Source organism: Pontibacter sp. GD7 (assembly GCF_058216375.1).
Genome location: NZ_JBYZMP010000001.1, coordinates 329,121 through 351,148, shown reverse-complemented (window position 1 = coordinate 351,148; position 22,028 = coordinate 329,121). Strand labels below are relative to the sequence as shown.

Sequence of the window (22,028 nt, the reverse complement as noted above, 5' to 3'; positions counted from 1 at the left end):
TCACGTATGGATATAACCCAAACTCCCCGTCAGGTTTATACTTGCCGGGGAGTTTAGTTTCTGCCGCAAGTTTAGCGAAGCGTAAATGTGGCTATGTATGGCAGCAGTTTTTAACTGCTTTGCTTTGAAAAAGCAAGGGCTGCAAAGGCCCTTTACTTTAACTATAAATCTTCTAAAGTAAAAATCTGTTGAATTGGCGTTGATTTGTAGGGACAGGTCGCGACCTGTCCGCAGATGGCTTTGGCTATACTTTATACTTTGGCTCTGGCAGGTTAACCTACCCCTCCCAGGAGGGCAATTTCCCACAAAGTATAAATCTCAGAAAGTATAACACACCCCTGCGCCCCTCTCAAGAGGGGAATTCTCAGAAAGTATGAACCTTAGAAAGTATACTTTTTCTGCTCACGCAGAAAGCCAGTTACAAACTGGCCTCATGTGTAGCCACAAGTTACGCTTCGCTAAACTTGCGGCAGTTTTATTTCAAGTTAACTCTTTACTTCTACGTACTGCATCATTTCCTCCAGGTACTCTCTGGTGTTGCTGAGACGTGGGATTTTATTCTGGCCTCCAAGTTTGCCTTTATCTCTGAGCCAATGCATAAAGGTGCCTTGTGGTGCAACGTGCACGATCGGCTCCTGTAAGGCAATGTCGTTCTGGCGTTTGGCATCGTAGTCGGAGTTTACATCACGCAATGCTTCGTCAAGTACATGAGTAAACTGTTGCAGGTTATTGGGCTCTTTCTCGAACTCTATCAGCCATTCATGCCCACCACGCTTGCCGCTTTCCATATAAACAGGGGCCGCTGTAAAATTGGTAATAATGGCATCGGTGGCCTTGCATGCTTTGGTGATGGCAGTCTCGGCATTTTCCACAATAACTTCCTCGCCAAAGGCATTAATAAAGTGCTTGGTTCGGCCGGAAATTTTAATGCGGTAGGGGCTGAGGTTTGTAAAGCGTATGGTATCGCCGATCTTATAGCGCCACAGGCCAGCGTTGGTTGAGATCACCAGCGCGTAGTTTTTACCAAGCTCTACCTGGTCCAGTGTCAGGGTTTTCGGGTTTTCTTCCTCAAACTGGTCCATGGGTATAAACTCGTAGTACACGCCATAGTCCAGCATCAGCAACATCTCATCTTCGGTGCCTGCCTGATCCTGTATCCCGAAGAAGCCCTCCGAAGCATTGTATACTTCCAGGTAGTTCATTTTTGGGGAAGGGATAATCTCACGGAACAACTGGCGGTAAGGCCCAAAGGCCACGGCCCCGTGCGTAAACAGCTCCAGGTTTGGCCATACTTCCAGTATGTTGCTCTTGCCGGTTACCTCCAGTATGCGCTTCAGGAGCACGTAGGTCCAGGTAGGTACGCCGCTCAGGCTGGTAACATTTTCCTGTACCGTTACCTCCACCATTTTCTCGATCTTCTCCTCCCACTTGTCCATCAGGGCAATTTTAAGCGGAGGGGTGCGAATAGCCTCAGCCCAGATGGGTAAGTTCTGCATGATCACCGCCGACACATCACCGCAATTTATTTTAGGGTTGAACTCGCTTGGACGGTGGCTGCCACCAATAGAAAGGCCTTTGCCTGTAAAGAGTTTGGTTTCAGGGTACAGGTTTACATAAATAGAGAGCATGTCCTTGCCGCCTTTGTAATGGCAGTCTTCCAACGACTCAGGGCTAACAGGAATATACTTGCTACGGGCATTTGTGGTACCCGACGATTTGGCAAACCACTCAATCTTACTCGGCCACAGTATATTCTGCTCGCCTTTCATCATGCGCTCAAAATATGGGTAAATATCCTCGTAGGTGCTAATGGGTACGCGCTCCTGAAACTCACGCACCGATAACCCATCCGAGAAACCATACTTCTTCCCCCACTCTGTTCCCCTGGCCATACTTACCAGGTTCTGGAACAGTTCGTGCTGCACCTCGTGCGGGTACTTCCGAAACAGATCAATATCATGGATCCGCTTCTTCATCACCCAGGTCACTATTGAGTTTATTATCTCCAACGTTAAATGGCTAAACTGTTAGATGGTTAAATGGTTGTTGGTATACTTTATCAGGCTGTTGATCGCTTTAGGCAACTTTTTTAACTCCTCGAGTATAAATTGATATTGCTCTTCTGTTATCAGTTTACGCACCTTGGACTTTTCGTTCCAATTAAAGGATTCATACATTGATCCTTGCGCATACCGATAAAATTTTATCTTGTCCTTTTTCGAATACCTTCCAAATCCTTCAGCGATATTAGCAGAGATACTATCCGCTGCATTAATGAACTGTTGACCAACAGTGTTCTGAGCGAGCGGACTCCATAGCATTACAATATGCCAGATTTTATTGCTAAGGACAAAACTGATTTCATAGGCTTCGATGTCATTTAATTTAAGATACTTTTTCTCTTCCATCAATCTTAGATTTAAACAACCATTTAGCCATATAACAATTTAGCAATTAGATTTTCCTCTTCAGCTCGAAGTGCTTGCCCAGGTATACGCGGCGTACTTGTTCGTCGGCGGCCAGTTCTTCGGCTGTACCTGCCTTGAGTATCTTGCCTTCAAAAAGCAAATATGCCCGGTCTGTAATGGACAGCGTCTCGTTTACGTTGTGGTCGGTGATGAGGATACCGATATTTTTGTTCTTGAGCTTGGCAACTATACTCTGGATCTCTTCCACAGCTATAGGGTCTACACCGGCAAAGGGCTCATCCAGGAGCACGAACTTAGGGTCTACGGCCAGGGCACGCGCAATCTCGGTGCGGCGGCGCTCGCCACCCGATAGCACAATGCCTTTGTTCTTGCGCACATGCGTTAGCGAGAACTCTTCCAGCAGTTCCTCCACCTTTTCGCGCTGGGCCTGCTTTGGCAGGTTTGTCATTTCCAGCACCGACAGGATATTCTCCTCCACGGTAAGTTGCCTGAACACCGATGCCTCCTGTGCCAGATAGCCCACACCTCTTTTGGCCCGCTGGTACATGGGCAGGCTGGTTATGTCTTCGTTATCTAAGTATATCTTACCGCTGTTTGGCTTTACCAACCCCACGATCATGTAAAAAGAAGTAGTTTTACCGGCTCCGTTTGGCCCCAGCAATCCCACGATCTCTCCCTGGTTTACCTCCACGCTCACATCGTTTACCACAAGGCGAGACTTATACTTTTTTATCAGGTGTTCTGCTCTCAGTATCATTGGGGCTAAATTACGCATAAAGCCTGCATCCTGCAACGTGCCATGCATCAGCTTTATTGTCAAATAAATTCTCGTGTATATTGAACTTTTACTATTTAAATTTAATTAATAAAGTATATAAACCTTATCATAAGGTGTTGACAGTTATTTTATTAATACATAATTTAATAACTCGCTTTACTTTACAACCGCCTTTATGATTTTTTCTTTACTTATTTCCGCTGGTAATAAGCTGTTAGTTTCCGGCTTTTTACTGGTTTCCAGTTACACCGGAGTACCAGCCAACACCCCTGTGCCAGATAATAACGAGCCTAAAGCCGCCACTTCGTCTTCTACCTCCTCTTCTTTAATGGGAATAGATGTTTCGCGTTGGCAGAAGGAAGTAGACTGGGCAAGCGTAAAGGCATCGGATGTATCGTTTGCGTTTGTAAAAGCGACCCAGGGAGATTTCAGGCTTGACCCATACTTTGCCCGCAATTGGGAAGAGACAAAGCGACACGGCATAAAGCGCGGCGCCTATCATTTCTTTAAACCCGAAGCACCCATACAAGGCCAAATAGACCTGTTTATAAAAACTGTAACGCTTGAGCCCGGCGACCTGCCTCCTGTTCTGGATATAGAGGTTACTGACTCTAAGATCAGCAGCGATGAAATGCGTAAGAACATCAGGATTTGGCTGGAGGCTGTTACAGCACATTATGGCATTAAACCAATCATCTATACTAGCCAAAACTATTACCGCCGCTATTTAAAAGGGCATTTTTCTGATTACCTTTTCTGGATTGCCCGTTACAGCGACAACAAGCCGGAGATACACCACACCGATAACTGGATGTTCTGGCAGTATACCGACAGGGGCAGTGTATCGGGTATCAACGCAGCCGTTGACATTAACTTTTTTGCCGGCGATTTTGAGACTCTTGCCCAGCTATGCCTGCAAGACAACATGTTTGCCCAGGAGAGCCCATTACAGCAGTTAAAGCATATGTATCCGAAGCCATAGTATGGCATCAGGTCTTATTTTAAGGTTAAAACAAAAGAGGCTCCCGGTACCGGGAGCCTCTTTTGTTATTTTAGGCGGATATCTTTTATACGAAGTTGCAGGGTTATTACCCCCCGAAAAATATTTTCCTCTATCGTATAGCATACATCAAACGGAATACCCTTGGATATTTTGTGATAATAGTCGCTCAGGCCAAACCCAATGGCATCTATACTTTGGAAGTCGTCCTGTGTGAGGCGCAATTTTAAATGCGAATCGCCGACAATGCGCACACTGCCTGTATCATAAACCAACTCCGACACAAACACAGGCTTCATGTTGCCGGGGCCGAAGGGCTCCATTTGACGCACAATGTTGTAAAAGTTACGGGTGATCTGCTTCAGCTCTATTTTACCGTCTATCTCGATCTGGGGTATCTTCTGCTCTTCGGTAATGGTATCGGCCACATACTTTTCAAACCGCTCTCTGAAAGCGGGTATATTCTCAACTGGCAGCGTCAGGCCTGCCGCATACATATGCCCGCCAAACTGGTCAAGCAGGTCTGAGCAGCTCTCGATGGCGCTGTGCACATTAAACCCATGCACCGACCTTGCCGAGCCTGATGCCTTGCCATTTGACTTGGTAAGTATAATGGTAGGCCTGTAGTATTTCTCAATGCAGCGCGAGGCCACAATCCCGATCACGCCTTTATGCCACGAGTCCTTAAAAAGCACTGTAGAGTTTGCGTCGCGTAAAAACTCGTCCTCCTCAATCATCTGCAGCGCCTCTTTGGTAATGTTGCTGTCTTTGTCGCGGCGCTCTTTGTTCGACTCATTAATGATGTCAGCCATTTTAAAGGCTTCCTCTTTTGTCTGAGCAAGCAGCATACGCACCGAATTCTTGGCATCTCCCATACGCCCGGCAGCGTTTATACGCGGTGCAAAGCCAAAAACTATGCTGGTGATATCCATCTCGCCTGTTATGCCTGCCAGCTCTTTTAAAGCATCCAGGCCGGGGCGCATGGGTTGTGGCCCGTTGAGATTACGCAGGCCAAAATAGGCAAGTATGCGGTTCTCACCGGTAATGGGAACAATGTCAGAGGCTATACTTACAACCAGCAGATCCAGCAGCTTGTATACTTCCTCCTGGTCAATGCCGTTCTGGATGCAGAAAGCCTGCAATAGCTTAAACCCTACCCCGCAACCCGACAGTTCTTTGTACGGGTACGGGCAGTCTATCTGCTTTGGGTCTAGCACGGCTACGGCCTTTGGTATGTCCTCGTCAGGCAGGTGATGATCACAGATGATAAAGTCGATACCTTTCTCAGAGGCATAGGCTACTTTATCTGCAGACTTTATACCGCAGTCCAGGCTGATGATCAGGCTGAAACCATGCTCAGCAGCATAGTCTATACCGTCAAAAGATACGCCGTAGCCTTCTTTATACCTGTCCGGGATGTAGAAATCAATATTAACCGTGTAGTTGCGCAGGAAACTGTACATCAAGGCCACAGAGGTGGTTCCGTCTACGTCGTAGTCGCCGTATACCAGGATCTTCTCGTTCTGGTGCAGCGCCTCGTTCAAACGATTCACGGCCTGCCCCATGTCCTTCATCAGAAAAGGGTCGTGCAGGTCGCTCAGGCTTGGTCGGAAAAAATGCTTGGCTTCGTCGAAGGTACAGATACCACGCTGGCAAAGTATGGATGCAAGCGTAGGGCTAATCTTAAGGCTTTCCGTAAGACTCTCCACTATCTCTGCTGGCGCCTGCTGGCTATATACCCACCTTTTATCCATATGCTCTTCTGCTACACTACAATTAATATGCGGCAAAGGTACTAATTTAAGGCCAATTAAACGGACGCTCACCAGCCGGGACTGGGCTTCGCCTTAAAATGTGTAACTTTGATTCAGATGTACAACAGGATAAATCGTGAAACGATTCAGAGAGATTTTTGAAAAGTATAAAAACTATTCGCTGGACCTTGTGATGTATGGTTTCTTCATCATCTTCATCCTTATACTTATCATCTTTTTTTAGCGGATCAGCTTAATTCACACTGTCTCCGCGCAGCTTCCGGAAACGTTTGCGCGCCTCGGCCACATATACGCTGCCCTGGTGCTTTACCAGAAAATCGTTGTAAAGCTGCTGTGCCTTTTCCTTGTCTTTCAGGTTTTCTTCGTAAATGTAGGCCATCCTAAACAGGGCGTCATCGCTCAGGATATCATACTGCGGGTTGCTTACGATCTTGTTCAGGTTCTCTACGGCTTTGTCGAACTGGCCCATTCGCTCATAGATCTTCGCCTTCTGAAAGTATATTTCGTCCGATAGGCTGTGCCCGGGGTATTTTTTGAGCATGGCATCCAGCGATATAACGGCCCCCTGCAGCTTGTTCTGGAACACCAATAGCTCTATAGCGGCGTAGTCCTGCATGGCGGCAGTTGACGTATCCAGGCCGGTATTGTCGGTTATCAGCAGGCTCAGGTCCATGGCGTCGTTGGCTATCTCGCGGCTGGTGGCCAGTTTAAGGATATCTAGGTGCGCCTGGGCCAACTCAAAATCGCCTTTATAGTAGTTAAGCCTGGCATTGCGCAGTTTTGCCTCGTGCCCGATCGTCGTTTCCTTATGCGACTTCTCAACCTGCGAGTATAGCAGCGTACTCTCCCACGGCTCTCCCTTCAGGAGGTAAATGTCGCCAAGTATAAGCTTGCTGTTTGCCACAAAATCGGGGTTGGCACGTGGTGTTTCTATGGCCTCCTGCAAAAGGGCTATCGCTTTCTCTTTATCATCCAGATGGAAGGCATAAAGCTCCGCCATGTGCTGTAATGCCTCTACGGTTTGTGCAGAACGGCCCACCTCGCTAAGCAGGGCCTGGTAGTCCGCAATAAGGGCCCTTATCTTCTCTTTATCTACCGGAAATGTGTTCTGTACCTGCTCTTCACGGGCATTTATCAGGCGCTGTCGGGCAATCAGGTAGTATGGCCCCTCCGGATATTCATTCACAATGTACTCGTATGCTTCTATGGCTCCCTGGTAATCATCGTTCTTCAGACTGATAGCCCCTAGTTCCATTACCCGCGTTCCTCCGCTGCGCGTTCGCCTGTCTACTGCCCGGGCCTGCATTAGTGCACTGTAAAAGTCCTTACGCTGAATGTAAAGCCAGATGAGCAACTCGTTAAAGGCAAGTTTATCCGGGTTTTGCTGTACACGCATGATCAGCTCCTTTTCCAGGGCATCCAGGTTTTTCTCTTCCCGCATGGTGTTTTGCAGCATGTTCTGCACATACCCTAGCTCACTCTCATTAGCCTGCAACAAGTTAAGTATCTCAGGTATAAGGCTGGAGGTTTTCTGGCGGTAAGCATACAAGGCTATAAGCGGACGATTATACTCTGATGGATTCTTGCTGAGTTCCCGGCCCCGTAAATACGCTTTCTCGGCGTAGTCAAACAGATCGTTCTGCATAAAGGCACTGGCTACTACAATCACCTGCTCGGGCTTTACCTGCTCCAAAAGTTTCTCGAAATGCTTTTCTGCGGCAGCCTTGTCGCCGGAGGCCTGGTACACCACACCCAGGTCTATCTGGTAATTTGGCACATCCGGAAAGCGCTTTATAGTTTTTTTAACCAGCTTTTCCGCTTCCTTGTAATCGCGCTGGGCCAGCAGCACCTTCAGGTAATCCGGGTACACTACCTGAAACAGCCTTGGCTGCTCAATCAGCTTACTGTAGAGTTCCTCTGCTTTGGGGTAATCGCCTTTGCTATAGTATTCTCTTGCCAGCTGTAGCTCCTGCGTCTGGGCGGTGGCTGTTAGTGCAACCAGAAACAGAAGTATAATGCTAATGTATGTCTTGGCTTTTTTAAATGGCATAGTATACTTAAAACGTTTGACGGCAGGTAGTTGATATTTCCAGGCTCCGGAATATTTGAAGGTACGGGTATGAAGCAAAAAAAGCCACTCTTTGGGAGTGGCTTTTCCTGCTTTTATACTTTGCGGTAAATTAGAAGAATTTAACGCGGTTATCCTTAATATCAGCTTTCTCTTTAATGGCCTCAAAAGCTTTGCTCTGAATGCTGCCAGCGCGCATGCCACGCAGCTGCTCCTTCACGTTTGTATAGTCGTTGATCTCCGGAGCAGGGTTCATGCTCAGCGGCTCTACGATCATAACGCCGTTCTGGCCTTCGATCGGCTCAGTGCGTGAACCTTTCTTCATGCCGAACGCTTTACCGATTGCCACTGGCTCTACTCCGAATCCAGGGATAGCTGTAGAGGCAAACGTTACGTTTTCAGCGGTTTTAACCATAGCATTTGGTCCATAGCTGGCCGCGATCTGATCCAGGGATCCATTCTTGCCTTTCAGCTTCGCCATGATCTGCTCTGCTTTTACCTGGTTACGAACAGCTGCAGTCAGCTCTTCCTTGATATCTTCGATCTTTGCGTAGCCTTTCTCACGTTTGCCTGTAAGTGTTGCCACCACAAACTGATCGCCAACTTCAAACACCGGAGAAACGTCTCCTACCTCAGTATCTCTGGAGTAAGTCCAGCGAACCAACTCACGGGCATTGTTCAGGTTGTTTACCAGGATCTGGTTCTTGCCAATTTCTTTCGCCTCTTCTTTTACCAAAGACTTGTTCTTGGCAACATTCTCTCTGAACTCCTCTGTGCTTCCGCTGGTGCCTGCAAGCTCGTCAGCGATGGCGTAGGCTGCGTCACGGGTTGTTTCGCTTGGCTCTACTGAGCGCTCTACTGCCGCAATTTTATACTGCTGCTTAGTTTTAGGCTCTGTTACTTTTACAATGTGATAGCCATACTCAGTTTCTACCAGGTTAGGTAGCAAGCCTGTTCCACTGTGGGCAAACACTGCTTTATCAAAAGGACCAACCATGCGGCCTTCTGCAAACCAGCCCAGGTCGCCACCTACAGATGCCGTACCGTCTGAACCATACTGGGCAGCCAGCTGCGCAAAGTCAGCGCCACCTTTAACTTTATTCAGAACGTCCTGTGCTTTTGCTTTTGCCTCAGCCTTTGCTTCTGGTGTGTCACCTTCCGGCCTGATCAGGATGTGGCTTGCTCTGATGGCGCTTTGAGCACCTTCTTTAGCCTCCATAACTTTGTAAAGGGCCATGTTGCCGTTGTTATTGAACGGTCCGTATACTTTTCCCTGCTGCAACGGAAGCTGCTTACGTAGCACCTCAGGTAATTCACCCGGAGTTCTGTACGTACCGTCAAAAGGCTGGTCTGAGTTTGTGTAAACGAAAGCTGAGTCGTTGGTTGCGTTAGCAAACTGCTGCGTTAGCTGCGCAACTTCCTGCTGGTAGTAAGTGCTGTCCTCTTTAGAGGCATTCACATCAACTACCACATACTCGATCGTGCGACCCTCTTCTACTTTGTAAAGCTCTTTGTTGCGCTCGTAGTATTCTTTGATCTTAACATCCGATACCTGTACTGCTGAGTCAGGCATGGTAGCGTAAGGCACGAACAGCACATTCAGGTTGGCAGTTGCGTTCTGCGCCTTGTAGAAGTTCTTTGCCTCGGCAGTGGTAATGTACACCGACTTTGCCAGCAGGTTGTTGTACTTGGTGGCAATACGGTCTTCCACGATACCTTTTTCGAAGTTAGCCCACATCGGACGTGCTTCTGGTCCCATCTGATCCAGGTTTGCCAGATATTGCACCACCTGGCTCTGGTCGAATAAACCAGTCTGAGGATTTACGAAAGCCTGCTGCACAGCCGGGTGAATGTTGTTACCCTGCACCATGTCTGCCAACTCCTCCTCGGTAACCTCTATTCCTAAACGCTCATACTCTTTTTCAAGGGCAATCTTAAAGATTAGCTGGTTCCAGGCCTGCTCACGCAGCATAGCCAACTCGCCTTCAGTGGCCGCGCGGCCTACCTGATTCTCATAATTGGCTTTTATCTGCTGCAGTACCTCATCAAACTCGTTATAGTCGATCTCTTCACCGGCTATTTCGCCAATTACAGTTGCATCGTTACCTAATAGTCTTGAGTTTGGCCCCAGCAGGTCGCCGCCTACTACAAATATACCAAGCCCTATGGCAATGGCGCCTACAGCCCACCCAGACTTCTCTCTAATCTTATTAATTAATGCCATTCTTTATTAAACTTATAAAAGGATTGTGCAAAATAAGGTTAATCGTGTTAAAATTCAAAAAATTTATGCCCTTGGCCTCATTATTCTACATCTGCCTGATAATCTGATTTTTTAATCAGCTTCACCGCGTTAATCCGGTTATCATCCATTGACAGCACTGTAATGTGGAAAGGCGGCACCTCAATCTCGTCGCCGGGTGCTGGAATTTCGCCGATAACCGAGAAAATAAGGCCTCCCAGTGTTTCATAATCACCTTCAGGCAAGTTTAGTTCATACTTCTCGTTCAGGTAGTCTATTTCGTGGCGCGCGCTTAGGAGGTAAATACCCTCCTCCGCGATCACCTGCTCCAGCAACTCATCGTTGATGTCAAACTCATCCTCTATCTCTCCGAAAATTTCCTCGATCACGTCCTCCACTGTAACAATACCAGAGGTCCCGCCAAACTCGTCTATCACCACGGCCACGCTACGGTGCTCCGACACAAACTTCACGAACAACTCGCTGGCCAGCATGCTTTCGGGCACCATGCTTACCTGTGATACGATGTCAGAGATGGCTTTTGGACGCTTAAACATATCCAGCTGGTGGCAATAGCCCACTATGTTGTCAATGGTGTCTTCGTAAACCAGAATCTTGGAATGTCCTGTTTCCACAAAGGCCTCCCGCAGGGCTTCGATAGTATCAGTTATCTCAATAGCCTCTATCTCGGTGCGCGGCACCATGCACTCCCGTACCTTCACGGTTTTAAACTCCAGCGCGTTATGGAATATCTGAGGGTCTACCTCGGGGGCGTTTTCTTGCTCGGGGTGGTACAGGTGGTTCTTAATGTAGGCGTTCAGGTCTGTGAAACCAAACACGGGTTTTTCTTCCGAGAACTCTATCCGGAAGATCTTCTCTGCTACCCACTTACTCATACTTACAATGAGGTATACTACCGGATAAAGCAGATAGTATAGCACAAGTATAGGCACAGCCAGCACCTGTAGCAGGCGGTTGGGGTTTATGGCTGCCAGGCTGCGAGGCAGAAACTCTGCCGTTAGCAGTACCACTACCGATGCAATTACGATCTGCAGAACAAGTATGAGCAGGTTAACCTGGAGTGGGGCCGGCAGGTAGGCTGTAAGCAGCGTGTGTAAAATGCCTGCTATAGCGAAACCGTAAAGTACCAGTGCCAGGGTGTTACCGATCAGCGCAGTGCCCAGAAACCGCGACGGCCGTTGCAGCAGATGCCAAAGTATACGCCCTGAGAGCACTCCGTTCTTTTCACTGAGCTCGATCTGAATTTTGTTGGCTGCCACAAAGGCCATCTCTATACCCGAAAAAAAGGCGGAAAACACCAACGCGACTAACAGCAAAATGATCTGACCGGGGTCTACCATAGTTTTAGTTTATTTTTCGGCGTCTTCGCTTTTGTTGCGCCTGTAGCGATACAGCATGTACAGTACCAGCACAATCATAAAGATCCAGTAGTTGCCTGCTATATCCCCCTCTTCTATACTTCTGTGCACGCCTATTACCATGGCCACAAATGCCAGCGACAGTAAGATCGTGTTCAACAACTTTTGGTTCATTACTCTTCTTTTAGGCTAAATGTACCTGTAACTTTTGCAATAGAGTATCTTGAGAAATCCTGGTTGGCGCGTAAGCCCTGCCCTGTTATTACTTCTTCGGGGGTGGTAATTTTCACAAACTTGTCTGTGTAGATCTCCTGTTTATTCTTGTCCCAGTACAGTTCCTCGGTTTCCAGCATCTCCTGCTTTTGCAGGTTGTTTACCACCACATTGCCTTTTGCCAGGTACAAATCCTTGTTTCTGTCATGCTTGGCATAGTTGGCTCTTAGGGTGGTGGTTTTCTGGCCCGGGGTTTCGTAAAACTCTACATACAGCCCTTTCGGAAAAACGCCGTCGCCGTTCTCAAACTCCTGCTGCAGGGGGGCCTGCAGTTTTATCAGCAGCTTTGCCGAATCCGAGTAAAGCGTTGTTACATCTTTGTTCTCGATCAGCGGGCCTACATACTTTATTTCCTTGTCCGGGTCCTGAAGTTCGTCCTTGCAGCTAAAGGCAAGGCTCGTAACCAGTAACAGTAACCCTAAAACACATGCTTTGCGCATTTTATACTTGCTCGTCGTTTTCGTGAATTTACTAAATTTTATACTTCTCTGCAGCTATCGTCTATATCGCAAAAAAGGCCGCTTCATAAACGGCCTTTCGTGTAGATTTATACTTTGCAGCAATGGTTACTCCAGGCGGCGCTTGATAAACCAGCGGCTGTTAACTGTGAAACCAACGCTAAACTGAAAATAGTTCTCTTTGATCAGGCCATTATCCGTTGTGCCTCTGCTTCCGTAGCCCAACGCTGCGTTTAGCTGATAGTAGTCGTACATGCTGCCGCGGCCCAATGGCATGGTAAATCCTGCCGTTATTCCTTTATCTGTGATAGCTTCACCTTTAACCATGAACGGAGAGTCGCCATAGTAAATACCGGTACGGTAAGTTACACGCTCAAAGAAGTTATCGATAGAGTTGGCATCCGGCGTATACTCTGCGCCTACCGCCACACGGTAGCTGTTGCCGAGTTGCTTTTTACCTTCAAAGCTTGTGAACTCAGACCAGTTCTGAGTATAAAAGTCAGCACCGATGGTCAGGTTCTTGCCGTTATCCAGGGTAAGCCCGGCACGTAAGCTGCTTGGCAGGTTAACGCTGCCCTCCGAGCTGTCCGGAAGTATGTTACTGTCAAGCACATTATCTGACAGGGTTCTGCGCTCAAAAGATGCTCTGCGCTTGGCCTCCAGGTCGGTGCCGAAGCTGTATACCGAACCCGCGCTCAGGTAATACTTGTCTGTGATCTTTTTACGATAGTTTGCACCGGCCCTGAACAGGAAGTTGTCGTAGCGGATTCGCTCGCTGTAAACTATCTTTTCATTTCCGATGGCCTCAAGGCTTTCGTCTATCACCGACGAAGCTGCCTCTTTGGTGATGGCACCGAAAATATAAGAGGCACTGCCCCCAATGGTAAGCCCTTCCGTGATCTTAACGCCATGTGCAAAGTATGCCTCAGACAAGCCACCTTCTCCCATGTACTGCTGCTCTACTCTAACATTTGAGGTGCCATCCAGTATGGATGATGTCTTGGACTCGTAGTTTACAATGCTATAAGGCCTTAAACCGATGGAGGAACTCCAGCGCTTTGAAACAGGTACTACCAATGTCAGGTTGTAAAGGTTGGCATTTCCGTCTGTCTGGCTTTCCGATGCATTCTTGATCGTTTTTACCTGCCCTGCCATTCCAATATCAAACAGGGTAATGCTGTTGTAGTACAGCAATGCCGGATTTGCCGTATTGGCCTGGAAACTGTTGCCTGCACTAATACCCACGCCAGCCATACCTGCATTGCGCACGTTGCCCAGGTTGTAGTTATACTCTCCTAAGCCATAGCGTGAGTACGGAGTGTTGCTTATATTTTGGGCCTGTGCGGCATTTGCCATACACAACAAGGCTAAGCCTATCAGTACTCGGAGTGATTTATACATTATGTGCTAATATTCTGTGAAGCCCGATTAAAACTAACTCAGGAATTACAAAGATGCGTCCTTTTAATTTACTTTCAAAAAATCCTGCGTCTCCTCCGCAAAGTATAACCGTCAGATCCTTTGCTTTTTCGGTGTAGGCCTGTATAAAGCCGTTTAATTCAGCAGCTGTGCCAGACAGCACTCCGCTCAATATCGACTCCTGCGTGGTTTGCCCTGTAAGCGGGTGCGTTTCATTTGTCCGCTCTACTAACGGAAGGCGCTTTGTAAAAGTATGCAGTGCCTGAAATTTCATGTTCAGGCCCGGCGAAATGCCTCCCCCAAGGTAGTTGCCCTCCCTGTCTATAAAATCGTGGGTTATGCAGGTGCCGGCATCAAAAACAAGGCAATTATGCCCCGGAAACAGGTAATTGGCCCCTACGGCTGCGGCAATCCTGTCGGCGCCAAGCGTTTGCGGAGTTTTATACTGGTTAAAAACAGGCAGGGCGGTCTGTGCAGAAAGCTCTACGATGCTTCCCTTCACAGACAGCCCTGAAGTTATACTTTGCGTTTGCGTTGCTACCGAGGCTACAATGGCGTTGTCGAATGTTTGGCTCAGCAGCTCTTCCGGCAGATCCTGTCCGGTAAAGTAACCCTGCTTAACCAGTGCATCTCCTTCAAAGATGCCATACTTTGTGCCAGTGTTTCCTATATCTATAGCAGCGCTACGCATATATTACATAAAGTACTTAAGCCTGATTACTTCTTTCTCGGTTAAGTATCGCCATTCGCCACGTGGAACATCCTTTTTGGTCAGGCTGGCATACTGCACCCTGTCCAGGCTCACCACCTCGTAACCAAGGTGCTCGAAAATACGACGCACGATGCGGTTACGGCCAATGTGTATCTCCAGGCCCAGGAACTTGTTAGAGTCACCCAGCAATGCCACGTCATCCACTTCTGCCTTGCCATCCTCCAGCTCAACGCCTTCCGCAATTTGCTGGAAGTCTGCTTTCGTGATCGGCTTGTCCAGCTCTACCTGGTAGATCTTTTTGATATTGTTAGATGGGTGCGTCAGTTTTTGCGCCATTTCGCCATCGTTCGTAAACAGCAGCAAGCCTGTTGTGTTGCGGTCAAGGCGGCCTACCGGGAAGATACGCTCCTTAGACGCACTTGCCACCAGGTCCATCACCGTTTTGCGTCCCTCAGGATCCTCGGTAGTTGTGATGAAGTCTTTTGGCTTGTTAAGCAGCACGTAAACCAGCTTCTCACGATTCAGGATCTTTTTGCCATACTGCACGTTGTCAGTTGGCTGCACTTTATACCCCATCTCCGTGATCACCTCGCCGTTTACTTTTATTTCACCGGCCTCGATCAGCGTATCGGCTTCGCGACGAGAGCATACGCCGGCATTGGCTATAAAGCGGTTCAGGCGGATTGTACCGTCCTCATCTTCCTTGCGGTTAGACTTTTTAATGCGTGGGTTGTCTTTATAACGGCTCAGGTTATAGTCTGGCGCCTCCTGCTCTCCGGCTTCTCTGTTATCAGAAAAACGACTACGGCCTGTGGCCTGTCTGCCTAACCTGCTATCGCGCTTGCCTTCAAATGAACGGTTTTCACGGAACTCCCCGCCTTCGCGTCTTGGTCTGTCGCTGTTGTAGGTGCGGCGCTCTCCGCCCTCTCTTCTGTCGCCATAAGAACGGCGTTCACCGTCTTCTCTTCTTGGCCTGTCAGCGTTAAAGCTGCGGCGTTCGCCGCCTTCGCGGTTCTCGCCTCTGTATGGTCTTCTTTCACCGTCTTCACGGCGCGGACGGTCGCTGTTGAACGAGCGGCGTTCGCCACCCTCTCTGCGGTCGTTTCTTCTTTCGGGCCTGTCCGAGTTAAACTGCCTGCGCTCACCAGACTCATTTTCACGGTCGTAGCGTTTTACACGGTTTCCTTCGGAAGGTCTTCTTTCACGGAATTCACCGCCTTCGCTTTTGCCTCGGCTAAAAGATCTGCGTTCTCCGCCTTCTCTTCTGTCGTTGCCATAGCTACGGCGCTCGCTATCTTCTCTTCTCGGTCTGTCAGAGTTGAAAGAACGTCTTTCGCCGCCCTCTCTCCTGTCATTACCGAATGAGCGACGCTCTCCTCTTTCTCCGCCTTCTCTTCTGTCGCCAAAAGATTTGCGCTCACCGCCTCTGCGGTTTTCATTTCTATCGTTATCTCTTCTGTCAGGATTAAAGCTTCGGCGCTCTCCACCCTCTTCAGATCTTTCGTATTTATCTCTTCTGTTAAAGATTTTCTTGCCTTCGCGGTCATTGCTTGGTCTGTCAGAATCTCTTCTGCCAAAACTCTCTCTTCTGCCAGCGTTATCGCGGGCAGGTCTTTCGTTTTCTCTTGCCATTATATTATTATTTTCGATGCAGTATCGCTACTGTATCCTTGTTTGTGCAGTAATAATAGAAGTAATCTACTTATAGTTCATTTAAGTATTGCCTATTCGGCTGTTTCGCCTATCATGTTTTCTTCAGTGGCGAAGTCTTTCAGTTGCGGAAGGTCTTTGATGTGGTTGATGCCGAAGTAATCCATGAATTTCTGGGAGGTACCGTAAAGCACGGGGCGCCCAATGGTATCGGCTTTGCCTTTTATCTCGATCAGTTCTTTCTCTAGCAGTTTGTGTATGGCATAATCGCAGCCAACGCCACGGATCTGCTCTACCTGGCTACGGGTGATCGGTTGTTTGTAGGCAATGATTGCCAGCGTCTCCAGAGAAGACGCTGACAACTTTTTCTTTGACTTATGCTTTAAATAAGTACTTATGGTTTCCTGGTACTCCGGCTTGGTCAGGAACTGGTATCCGCCCCCGATCGCGTAGATCTGGAAAGCAAAGTTGGCATCATGCAACTGCTCGTTAATTGCCTCCACGGCTTCGAGCACATCACTCACCAATACCTCTTCCATGCCTAATGCCTCCTGCAAACATCGCTGAATCTCTTCGATGCTTATTGGGGACTGGGCACAGAAAACCAGGGCCTGAATATGGTTTTGCAGGATATTCAAATCGTAAAAAGTACTAGTCGTTACGCTGTAATTTAGCCTCTATAGAGTGCTGTGTGTGCGGAACCGCACGCAATCTCTCTTTAGGGATAAGTTTGCCCGTTACAATGCAAACACCATAAGTGCCGTTTTTAATACGGATAAGGGCATTTTCCAACTGCTGGATAAACTTCATCTGACGAGAAGCCAACTGGTTCAAGCTTTCTTTTTCAGCAGTATCAGCACCATCTTCCAACACTTTAGTCGGAGATGCTGTGTTATCTGTACCCGAATCGTTGCGGCGGCTAAGGGTTTCTTTTATAAAGGCCACTTCCTTGCGCGCATTAGCCAGCTTTTCTTCGATAATGCTTTCAAACTCTGCTAACTCCTCGCGCGAATAGCGCTGCTTTTCTTCGTTTGTGTTCATTTTAATTTTTTAGAACTGTATATCTTAAACTCAATATCTGTGTTATTAATTCCAAATTGCTTGCCTGAGCACCTTTCATTTAATACAGCACTCAAATTTTATGATGACCGCATTTAAACTTATTGTTCAGACTTTATTCCAAACTCCTGTTAATTAGCGTTTTCACTAAAATTCGTGCAAAAATAAGATTAAACATTTGAATATACTACCGGTAATTAAAATTTAATGATTACCTCACACAGATACATTTTTGTATCTATACATCAAAAACTATGCAAAAGATTAGTAGATGCTTTATATTTTAGAAGCCCTGCTAAAAGCTAAGCATACCAATTACAGCCGCCGCAGCCTCTACTCCTTTGTTGCCGTGCTTGCCACCTGCCCTATCCAGCGCCTGCTCCAGGTTGTTGGTTGTTACAAGGCCGAAGGCCACTGGCTTGTTATACTTTAAAGAAACATTGGTAAGGCCGTTAGCCACCGCATGGTTTATGTAATCGTCATGTTTGGTATCTCCCTTTATAACAACACCAATGCATATTACGGCATCCACCTCCTCTTGTTGGGCCAGCAACTGTGCACCTAGCGTTAACTCAAAGCTACCTGGCACCGAGTTTATAAAGATGTTCTCTTTCTTAGCCCCGTGCTTTAATAGGGTTTCGATGGCCCCCTGGCACAGCACACTGGTAATGTCATCGTGCCACTCGGCCACTACTATGCCAATAGTTTTGTCGGAGATGTCTTTGAAGTTATCCTTCTTATACTCGTTCAGGTTTTTAAGCGCTGTAGCCATACTTAAATTCGTTACTCGTTAATAGTTATTCGTTATTCGTTTCTTGAAAGAGCCTAACGCCTTTTATACAATGTGCCTTTCTATACTTTAAGTTTGGCAAACACTAATAAAAAAGCGCTTCTGCCGACAAGACAAAAGCGCTTTTTAGGCTCAGGCAAGGCCCAAGTATACTTTTTAGTTTTTACCTCCTGCCAATGCTTCGGCGCGGGCTTTATACTTCTTAGCTTCTGAAACCTGGTCAGATGCAACAAAATCGTTGATGATTCTGTCGTAAGCCTCGGCCGCAGCAGTGTAATTGTTATCTTCTTCGTAAGCAATACCGGCTTTCATCAGGTACTGTGGCGAAAAGAACGGGTTAGACTTGTAATCAGCGGCTTTCATGTACATGTCAGCGGCCTCTTTGTTCTTACCCTGCTCTAGCATGGCATCGCCAGTCAGGCTATAGGCGCGGGCCTGCAGCAAATAATCATCAGACTCAAACTCCTCTAAATGCTCCTGAGCCTCGGCAAACTTACCCTCCTTCAGCAGTGCAACGCCTGCATAGAAATTAGCCAGGTTTCCGGCATCGGTTCCATCATACTGCTCTGCCACAGCAAGAAGACCCAGATACTGGCCATCGCCGTTAAGCGCTTTGCTCAGAGAGTCCTGCTCAAAGTAATACACAGCCTGGAACATCGCGTTCTGGGCTTCGATATTACGTGAAGATTTATAGTTGAACCATAAGAAACCTGCCACAACAACAGCAGCAATTGTGGTAAACGCAACGAGTAGCTTCGTTTTATTTTTCTTCACAAAATCCTCTGACTGCGTAAGGCGTTCTGCCAACGCATCCGGATTTTCAACCAGCTCCTCAAACTCGCTGTGTTTCTGTACTGTTTCTTTTGCCATCAGTATTAAAGGGTTAGTAATTCAAATTTAGAAATTAAAAGCTATGGAATCAGCTTATAAACTCCAAACATCAAATTTATAATTTTTAATTCCTAGTTTTTAACTAAAGATTTGTTTTAGTCCATTATGTAAGGATAGTCTTCCTCTACATAAATATCTGTGTAAAGCTCCGACGGATCCGGATAAGGAGACTCTTCGGCAAACTTAACGGCCTCTGCCACACGCTGCTTTATTTTCTCATCGATCTGCTCCAGTTCCTCTTCAGTAGCCCATCCGTTCTTCAGGATAGTAGCCGCCACCGACTCAATAGAATCACGGCCTTTGTAGTCTTCCAGCTCCTCTTTTGTTCTATACTTGGCAGGGTCAGACATAGAGTGACCTTTGTAGCGGTAAGTTCTGAACTCAAGCAGGGTTGGTCCTTCGCCGGCACGGGCACGCTCAGCAGCCTCAGCCACAGCATTGTGCACGTTCTCCACCACCATCGCATCAACCGGGAACGAAGGCATGTCGTAAGCAAGGCCTAATTTGTAAAGGTCCTGCACGTTAGATGTACGCTGAACGGATGTACCCATCGCGTAACCATTGTTCTCGATCACGAAGATCACAGGCAGCTTCCAGGTCATGGCCATGTTTAGCGCCTCGTGGAATGCACCCTGACGCACCGCACCATCACCCATGTAGCAAATGCACAGGTTGCCGGTCTTGTTATACTTCTCAGCGAAAGCCAGACCTGCGCCTAGTGGCACCTGACCGCCCACGATACCGTGGCCACCAACAAAGTTCACGCTCTTATCAAACATGTGCATCGAGCCGCCTTTACCCTTAGAGCAGCCAGTTGCTTTAGCAAACATCTCTGCCATTACAGCACCTGGGTCGGTACCCAACGCAAGCGGGTGCGCGTGGTCACGGTAAGCCGTTATCCACTTATCGTCTTTGGTAAGCGCGGTTACAGCACCAGCCACACAAGCCTCCTGGCCAATGTACAGGTGGCAGAAACCTTTTATTTTTTGCTGGCCATATAGCTGGCCGGTTTTTTCTTCGAAGCGACGGATGAGTTTCATGTTCTCAAACCACCACATATATGTTTCTTTTGAAAACTTTGGCTCAGCCTGTACCTTTGCTTTTGCCGACTTCGCTTTTGCCTTATCTTTCGTAGCAGCCATGGGTAAAAATCTATTCTGGGTTTTATCCGTTGCATGTTTGGGCAGAAAAGCCCCTGAAACAGCGGGCAATCATGCCCATAACGGGTTTAGCTTGCGAAATTAAGGAAAAAGAATTCAAAGTAGAAAAAATGCTCCTCGAAAATCTTAGTTTGCTGTACTTTAAAAACTACGAAGAGGCCGCGCTGGCTTTCTCGGAGCACATTAACTGCTTTGTAGGCGATAACGGCAGCGGCAAAACAAACCTGCTCGATGCCATCCATTACCTCTCTATGACCAAAAGCGCTTTTCCGGGCACAGAAACGCAAAGTATAAAACAGGGTGAGGACTTTTTTATGGTGAAGGGCCGCTTCGAGATTGAGGGCGCAAAACATACCGTGCAGGTAAGTATGAAGCAGGGCCAGAAGAAGACGGTAACGCACAACAAGGTGGTGTATGAGAAGATCAGCGACCATATCGGGCAGTTTCCGGTGGTGCTTATCTCGCCTTATGACACCGACCTGATACGCGAAGGCAGCGAAGAGCGCCGGAAGTACTTCGACAGCCTTATTTCGCAGCTCAACCATACTTATCTGGAGCAACTGATACAGTATAACTACCTACTAAAGCAACGCAACTCCCTGCTCAAACAATTTGCCGAGCGCAACTATTACGACCGCGATTACCTGCACATACTAAACGAGCAGCTTATACCTTTTGCCGAGCAGATTGCCCAGGAACGGGAGAAATTTTTAGAGGAATTCGTACCTGTTTTCCAGAAGCATTACCGCCACATCTCCGACAGTTCCGAGACTGTTACACTTACTTACAAAAGCCAGCTACTAGGTACTGATTATGCCCAGTTAATGCACCAGGCCGAGCGTAAGGACCTGGCCCTGCAACGCACCACCGTAGGCCCGCATAAAGATGACTTCGTGTTTTTGATGGATGGCAATCCTGTGAAAAGCTTTGGTTCGCAGGGTCAGCAGAAAAGTTATGTAATTGCCCTGAAACTGGCGCATTTCGAGGTAATGGACCAACGCCACCATCATAAGCCCCTGCTCCTGCTCGACGACATCTTTGACCGCCTTGACGAAAAGCGCATCACCAAACTCATGCAAATGGTAGCCGCCCATACTTTCGGCCAGATATTTCTAACTGATACCCATTTGGAGAGAACGGACAACATACTTGAAGGCCTTTCAGAAAGTATCCGTAGATTTGAGGTGAGGGATGGGGTGGTTAAATTAATTGCTTAATTGTTGATTGTTAAATTGTTGGCTCATGACTTACAAAGAACTTCTGGAAACTTATGAGTGGAGAAGAAGGAGGTGGCAAATTTTGCAGAGAGACAGGTATAAGTGCCAAAATTGTACAAATAGTTATCATTTAGAGGACTTCAACTATTCGCCATTTAGAGTAACACCAAAAGGCAAATGCTTATTAGTAAAACCAATTGTAAATGTTGGCAAAAAATTAGTTGAGTTTAAAGGTTTTATTCCATATGCATGGGTGGAGGCATTGTTATATGGTGATCGAGATCTGCAGAGATTTGTACTTTATAAAATTACAGATGAAAAGAAATTTCTATGTGATATAGTTGGTATTTTTCAAGTACGTGGGATTGAAAAAGATAGCCTAACCAAACATCCCATAATATTCCATTCAGATGAAGATTTGAGCAAAATCATTTGGTGGTATTTGAAGGGGTTACATGTTCATCATAAATATTATAAAATTGATAGTCTGCCATGGGAGTATCCAGATGATGCATTAGTAACTTTATGCTGGTACTGTCATGAAGAATTGCATATGAACCAAGATGTACCAGTATACAATGAGGATATGGTACGAATTGATTACTTCACCCCTTGTTCAAGGTGTTCAGGCGCAGGATGGTTTCCAGAGTACGTCCACATAGAAGCTGGTGTATGCTTTAGATGTGAAGGAGCAAAATATGAGGAGCTAATTGCGTAGTACCTAGAAA

Annotated in this window: 20 protein-coding genes; 3 read left to right on the top strand and 17 right to left on the bottom strand. The window is 47.2% G+C overall.

Annotated features, from left to right (window positions below; all coding sequences use genetic code 11):
• Positions 1-485: 485 nt before the first annotated feature.
• Genes AC4BAP_RS01480 through lptB form a run of 3 tightly spaced genes read right to left on the bottom strand, consistent with a single transcriptional unit; the run spans position 486 to position 3,186 of the window.
• Positions 486-2,009, bottom strand: a complete 1,524-nt coding sequence (locus tag AC4BAP_RS01480; protein WP_490580841.1) for a GH3 auxin-responsive promoter family protein — start codon at positions 2,007-2,009, stop codon at positions 486-488.
• A gap of 18 nt (positions 2,010-2,027) precedes the next feature.
• Positions 2,028-2,408, bottom strand: coding sequence for a four helix bundle protein (locus AC4BAP_RS01475; protein ID WP_490580840.1), 381 nt, complete (start codon positions 2,406-2,408; stop codon positions 2,028-2,030).
• Between the two features lie 46 nt (positions 2,409-2,454).
• Complete coding sequence (lptB, locus tag AC4BAP_RS01470; protein ID WP_490580839.1) at positions 2,455-3,186, bottom strand: LPS export ABC transporter ATP-binding protein; 732 nt, start codon at positions 3,184-3,186, stop codon at positions 2,455-2,457.
• A 196-nt stretch (positions 3,187-3,382) separates the two neighbouring features.
• Between lptB and AC4BAP_RS01465 the strand changes: the two genes are divergently transcribed.
• A complete protein-coding gene (locus AC4BAP_RS01465; protein ID WP_490580838.1) occupies positions 3,383-4,189 on the top strand; it encodes a glycoside hydrolase family 25 protein in 807 nt (268 codons plus the stop codon).
• Positions 4,190-4,254: 65 nt separating this feature from the next.
• On the opposite strand, the gene recJ is transcribed toward AC4BAP_RS01465, so the two are convergent.
• From recJ to pdhA, 14 genes are all read right to left on the bottom strand, one after another.
• Positions 4,255-5,961 (bottom strand): single-stranded-DNA-specific exonuclease RecJ, encoded by a 1,707-nt coding sequence (gene recJ, locus AC4BAP_RS01460; protein WP_490580837.1) that lies wholly within the window; start codon positions 5,959-5,961, stop codon positions 4,255-4,257.
• A 253-nt stretch (positions 5,962-6,214) separates the two neighbouring features.
• Positions 6,215-8,032, bottom strand: a complete 1,818-nt coding sequence (locus tag AC4BAP_RS01455; protein ID WP_490580836.1) for a tetratricopeptide repeat protein — start codon at positions 8,030-8,032, stop codon at positions 6,215-6,217.
• A 130-nt stretch (positions 8,033-8,162) separates the two neighbouring features.
• Positions 8,163-10,274, bottom strand: a complete 2,112-nt coding sequence (locus AC4BAP_RS01450) for a peptidylprolyl isomerase (RefSeq protein ID WP_490580835.1) — start codon at positions 10,272-10,274, stop codon at positions 8,163-8,165.
• A gap of 80 nt (positions 10,275-10,354) precedes the next feature.
• A complete protein-coding gene (locus tag AC4BAP_RS01445; protein ID WP_490580834.1) occupies positions 10,355-11,653 on the bottom strand; it encodes a hemolysin family protein in 1,299 nt (432 codons plus the stop codon).
• A gap of 9 nt (positions 11,654-11,662) precedes the next feature.
• Positions 11,663-11,845, bottom strand: a complete 183-nt coding sequence (locus AC4BAP_RS01440) for a hypothetical protein (protein ID WP_490580833.1) — start codon at positions 11,843-11,845, stop codon at positions 11,663-11,665.
• Complete coding sequence (gene lptC, locus AC4BAP_RS01435) at positions 11,845-12,384, bottom strand: LPS export ABC transporter periplasmic protein LptC (protein WP_490580832.1); 540 nt, start codon at positions 12,382-12,384, stop codon at positions 11,845-11,847. Before lptC ends, AC4BAP_RS01440 begins: the two co-directional genes overlap by 1 nt.
• A 126-nt stretch (positions 12,385-12,510) precedes the next feature.
• Positions 12,511-13,803 (bottom strand): BamG family beta-barrel-assembly machinery protein, encoded by a 1,293-nt coding sequence (gene bamG, locus AC4BAP_RS01430; protein WP_490580831.1) that lies wholly within the window; start codon positions 13,801-13,803, stop codon positions 12,511-12,513.
• Positions 13,796-14,512: a type III pantothenate kinase gene (locus AC4BAP_RS01425; RefSeq protein ID WP_490580830.1), complete on the bottom strand. Its 717-nt coding sequence runs from the start codon at positions 14,510-14,512 to the stop codon at positions 13,796-13,798. Before AC4BAP_RS01425 ends, bamG begins: the two co-directional genes overlap by 8 nt.
• Before the next feature lie 3 nt (positions 14,513-14,515).
• Entirely contained in the window at positions 14,516-16,165 is a 1,650-nt protein-coding gene (locus AC4BAP_RS01420; protein WP_490580829.1) for a pseudouridine synthase, read from the bottom strand.
• Between the two features lie 92 nt (positions 16,166-16,257).
• Positions 16,258-16,821 carry an SMC-Scp complex subunit ScpB gene (gene scpB, locus AC4BAP_RS01415; protein WP_490580828.1) on the bottom strand — a complete coding sequence of 188 codons (564 nt, stop codon included), beginning with the start codon at positions 16,819-16,821 and terminating at the stop codon, positions 16,258-16,260.
• A 13-nt stretch (positions 16,822-16,834) separates the two neighbouring features.
• Positions 16,835-17,224: a TraR/DksA family transcriptional regulator gene (locus tag AC4BAP_RS01410; RefSeq protein ID WP_490580827.1), complete on the bottom strand. Its 390-nt coding sequence runs from the start codon at positions 17,222-17,224 to the stop codon at positions 16,835-16,837.
• Between the two features lie 313 nt (positions 17,225-17,537).
• On the bottom strand, positions 17,538-18,014 hold the full coding sequence (ribH, locus tag AC4BAP_RS01405; RefSeq protein ID WP_490580826.1) for a 6,7-dimethyl-8-ribityllumazine synthase: 477 nt from the start codon (positions 18,012-18,014) through the stop codon (positions 17,538-17,540).
• A 174-nt stretch (positions 18,015-18,188) separates the two neighbouring features.
• Positions 18,189-18,902 (bottom strand): tetratricopeptide repeat protein, encoded by a 714-nt coding sequence (locus tag AC4BAP_RS01400; RefSeq protein WP_490580825.1) that lies wholly within the window; start codon positions 18,900-18,902, stop codon positions 18,189-18,191.
• Positions 18,903-19,018: 116 nt separating this feature from the next.
• Positions 19,019-20,065: a pyruvate dehydrogenase (acetyl-transferring) E1 component subunit alpha gene (pdhA, locus tag AC4BAP_RS01395; RefSeq protein WP_490580824.1), complete on the bottom strand. Its 1,047-nt coding sequence runs from the start codon at positions 20,063-20,065 to the stop codon at positions 19,019-19,021.
• Between the two features lie 128 nt (positions 20,066-20,193).
• Between pdhA and recF the strand changes: the two genes are divergently transcribed.
• Positions 20,194-21,300: a DNA replication/repair protein RecF gene (gene recF / locus AC4BAP_RS01390; RefSeq protein ID WP_490580823.1), complete on the top strand. Its 1,107-nt coding sequence runs from the start codon at positions 20,194-20,196 to the stop codon at positions 21,298-21,300.
• 25 nt (positions 21,301-21,325) lie between these two features.
• Positions 21,326-22,018: a hypothetical protein gene (locus tag AC4BAP_RS01385; RefSeq protein ID WP_490580822.1), complete on the top strand. Its 693-nt coding sequence runs from the start codon at positions 21,326-21,328 to the stop codon at positions 22,016-22,018.
• Positions 22,019-22,028: the final 10 nt, after the last annotated feature.

Excerpts from the sequence above, each read along its gene's own strand:
- AC4BAP_RS01475 (WP_490580840.1), bottom strand. The coding sequence starts at position 2,408 with ATGGAAGAGAAAAAGTATCTTAAATTAAATGACATCGAAGCCTATGAA.
- lptB (WP_490580839.1), bottom strand. The coding sequence starts at position 3,186 with ATGATACTGAGAGCAGAACACCTGATAAAAAAGTATAAGTCTCGCCTT.
- AC4BAP_RS01465 (WP_490580838.1), top strand. The coding sequence starts at position 3,383 with ATGATTTTTTCTTTACTTATTTCCGCTGGTAATAAGCTGTTAGTTTCC.
- recJ (WP_490580837.1), bottom strand. The coding sequence starts at position 5,961 with ATGGATAAAAGGTGGGTATATAGCCAGCAGGCGCCAGCAGAGATAGTG.
- AC4BAP_RS01455 (WP_490580836.1), bottom strand. The coding sequence starts at position 8,032 with ATGCCATTTAAAAAAGCCAAGACATACATTAGCATTATACTTCTGTTT.
- AC4BAP_RS01450 (WP_490580835.1), bottom strand. The coding sequence starts at position 10,274 with ATGGCATTAATTAATAAGATTAGAGAGAAGTCTGGGTGGGCTGTAGGC.
- AC4BAP_RS01445 (WP_490580834.1), bottom strand. The coding sequence starts at position 11,653 with ATGGTAGACCCCGGTCAGATCATTTTGCTGTTAGTCGCGTTGGTGTTT.
- AC4BAP_RS01440 (WP_490580833.1), bottom strand. The coding sequence starts at position 11,845 with ATGAACCAAAAGTTGTTGAACACGATCTTACTGTCGCTGGCATTTGTG.
- lptC (WP_490580832.1), bottom strand. The coding sequence starts at position 12,384 with ATGCGCAAAGCATGTGTTTTAGGGTTACTGTTACTGGTTACGAGCCTT.
- bamG (WP_490580831.1), bottom strand. The coding sequence starts at position 13,803 with ATGTATAAATCACTCCGAGTACTGATAGGCTTAGCCTTGTTGTGTATG.
- AC4BAP_RS01425 (WP_490580830.1), bottom strand. The coding sequence starts at position 14,512 with ATGCGTAGCGCTGCTATAGATATAGGAAACACTGGCACAAAGTATGGC.
- AC4BAP_RS01420 (WP_490580829.1), bottom strand. The coding sequence starts at position 16,165 with ATGGCAAGAGAAAACGAAAGACCTGCCCGCGATAACGCTGGCAGAAGA.
- AC4BAP_RS01410 (WP_490580827.1), bottom strand. The coding sequence starts at position 17,224 with ATGAACACAAACGAAGAAAAGCAGCGCTATTCGCGCGAGGAGTTAGCA.
- ribH (WP_490580826.1), bottom strand. The coding sequence starts at position 18,014 with ATGGCTACAGCGCTTAAAAACCTGAACGAGTATAAGAAGGATAACTTC.
- AC4BAP_RS01400 (WP_490580825.1), bottom strand. The coding sequence starts at position 18,902 with ATGGCAAAAGAAACAGTACAGAAACACAGCGAGTTTGAGGAGCTGGTT.
- pdhA (WP_490580824.1), bottom strand. The coding sequence starts at position 20,065 with ATGGCTGCTACGAAAGATAAGGCAAAAGCGAAGTCGGCAAAAGCAAAG.
- recF (WP_490580823.1), top strand. The coding sequence starts at position 20,194 with ATGCTCCTCGAAAATCTTAGTTTGCTGTACTTTAAAAACTACGAAGAG.
- AC4BAP_RS01385 (WP_490580822.1), top strand. The coding sequence starts at position 21,326 with ATGACTTACAAAGAACTTCTGGAAACTTATGAGTGGAGAAGAAGGAGG.